Annotated in this window: 2 protein-coding genes; both read left to right on the top strand. The window is 49.5% G+C overall.

The window, feature by feature from the left end; translation table 11 throughout:
* The first annotated feature begins 215 nt into the window (after window positions 1-215).
* Entirely contained in the window at window positions 216-1,163 is a 948-nt protein-coding gene (locus J3L11_RS18655) for a DmsE family decaheme c-type cytochrome (protein ID WP_133040710.1), read from the top strand.
* Between the two features lie 14 nt (window positions 1,164-1,177).
* The gene (locus tag J3L11_RS18650) at window positions 1,178-2,464 is read left to right on the top strand and encodes an MtrB/PioB family decaheme-associated outer membrane protein (protein ID WP_207571962.1); all 1,287 of its coding nucleotides are present in this window, start codon (window positions 1,178-1,180) and stop codon (window positions 2,462-2,464) included.
* The last annotated feature ends 106 nt before the right edge of the window (window positions 2,465-2,570 follow it).

The following is a 2,570-nucleotide window of genomic DNA, read 5'->3' as shown; positions in this document are numbered from 1 at the left end:
ATCATAACTGCATGAATTTAATGGCAAATTAATGAATCTCATCAGCGTATTTCTGAGTTGTGAATCACAATAGCTGATCCAAATTTAATCATGGTCACATTTGAAATATTAATAAATAAAAAATCTATATTTGTATGGAACAATGGTAGAGAGCTTATTTATAAATAAGTTCAGCTAAATATTAATAACTCACCGATAAATAAAAGGTAGTTTACATGTCCCGTATTGTTAAAGCAGCAATTCTGGGGGCGGGGGTCTTTTTGTCCCTGATAACCCCAGTGAAAGCGACGCCCTGGGATAATTTGAGTAGTGAGCAACTGGAGCAGCAACTGCAAGCGAAGTTCGCTGAAGGTAATTATTCTCCAAAAGGCGCTGATTCCTGCCTGATGTGCCATAAAAAAGATCCAAAAGTCATGGCATTGTTTGACTCAACTCATGGACGTCTCGACAACAGCAAGTCGCCGATGGCTGGCCTGCAGTGTGAGGCCTGTCATGGCCCGCTTGGCAACCACAACCGTGGTGGTAAAGAGCCCATGATTGATTTTGGCCCAGACAGTAAGTTGTCTGCCGCCAGCCAAAACAGTGTTTGTCTTGGATGCCACCAGCAGGCTAAAACCCAGGAATGGCACAGTAGTGTGCACAACCTTGAAGGCATTACTTGCGTCTCCTGCCATCAAATTCATACCGCCAATGATCCGGTGCTTGATCACAAGCAGGTGAATGAAGTGTGTAGCAAATGTCATCGCCAAGAAAAGGCGGATATGCATAAGCGCTCATCTCACCCGCTGCAGTGGAATGAGATGACCTGTATCGACTGTCATAATCCCCATGGCTCCGCCAATGACAAAGCGTTGAAGCGTGCCACCGTGAATGACACTTGTTACAGCTGTCATGCCGACAAGCGTGGGCCGTTCCTGTGGGAACACGCGCCGGTGACGGAAGATTGTACCAGTTGCCACAATCCTCACGGCAGCGTTAATGACAATCTGTTGAAGCAGAAAGCACCGCAGCTGTGTCAACAGTGTCACGTGGATGATGGACATGCCAGCCGTGTCGTTAGTCAGCCTAGTGTGGATGCGTTCGGTAGTGGTCGTAGTTGTCTGAATTGCCACAGCCAAATTCACGGTTCTAACCACCCCGCTGGCAGCAACTTCAGCCGTTGATAAGGAGATAAGTTATGCCAATGAAATTAAATCTTATCACCCTAGGGCTGATGGCCGCGGCTGGTCAGGTCGCCGCCGCAGATTTTGGCGTGATGCACGCCAATACCAGCAAGGTGAATACCACGGATTATCAGTGCCAACGTTGTGTTAATCCGACAGGATTGCGCGGCGAAGTGAGCGTCAGTACCGGCTGGAAAAGTGGTGACGACATTCATTCTGGTAATGCGTTAGGTAAAGAAGACAGTGGTTGGCTTGGTGCGGTGAGCGGCGAGTTCAGCTACCGCGACGGTCAAGGCTATCAAGCCAGTGTCGAGGCTGACAATTTAGGCCTAGACAGCAGCCGCGCCCATCTGCAAGCCGGTAAACAGGGGGTGTTTAAGGCCACCGCTGATTACCAATTATTACGGCATTCACAAGTCACGGGCAAAAGTCCGGTTTGGTACAGCGATAATCTGTTACAGCCTTCAGCCACCGACACCCGTTATCCCAAGCTGTTTACGGAACGGGAACAGGTCGGTGCAGGTCTGACGCTTTACTATCAGGATTACAGCGCTTTCGTGGCGTTTAATCATGAAGCGAAGACCGGTAATAAAGCTGCGAGTCTGATAGCCGCTAACGGTGTCTTAAATTTTGCCGCGCCAATCGATAACACAACGGACCTTTTGACGGCAGGGCTCAGTGCCAATGGCGATAACTGGTTTAGTCGTCTGCAGTATAACGGTAGCTTCTTCCGTAATGATATCGGTAACTTATCGCTGCCTTATAGCGATGATGTCTACGCCGCGACCCCAGATAACGATGCCCATCAGGTGTCACTGGACGGGCAATATCTGTTGGATCGAACTGTCGTTAACGGTCATCTGGCCGCGGGCCGTTTAATCCAAGACGCTGACTTAATCCAGATGGACGGCAATCCATTGGTGAATTGGAACGGTGAAGTGGATACCAGTGATGCTCGCTTGTCTGTTAGCAGCCTGCTGACAGCAAAATGGCGAGTCAATGGCCAGCTCAGCTACAGCGACCGTGACAACCAAGGCAGTGTTGCCGAGTTTGCCCAACTAGAGTGGGACAATGTTAATGGCGCCTTTAAAGCCAATGTGCCGCTGGACATCACCCGTAAGAGCGTGAAGCTGCAGAGCAGTTATCGCTTCAGCAGTGATGTGCGACTAAGTGGGCAATATCAGCACAAGCAAACCGAGCGTAACTATCTGGAACGGGAAGATAACCGCGAGGACAATCTGTGGGCCCGTCTGAGCCTTAAACCGCTGGATAACCTGCAGCTAAATAACTGTTCCAAATAGTAGATCACAGGAAGGGAACTCAGTCCTGTTTGAGCGATCAGATCTATCGCCAAACAAACCCACCACTCGCCGAGGACTGAGAATGGCCATCTTAGCACCACTATGC

It is taken from the genome of Shewanella sp. 4t3-1-2LB (assembly GCF_017368415.1).
Taxonomy (GTDB): Bacteria; Pseudomonadota; Gammaproteobacteria; order Enterobacterales; family Shewanellaceae; genus Shewanella; species Shewanella fodinae.
This window is presented reverse-complemented; position numbering and strand designations above follow the sequence as displayed.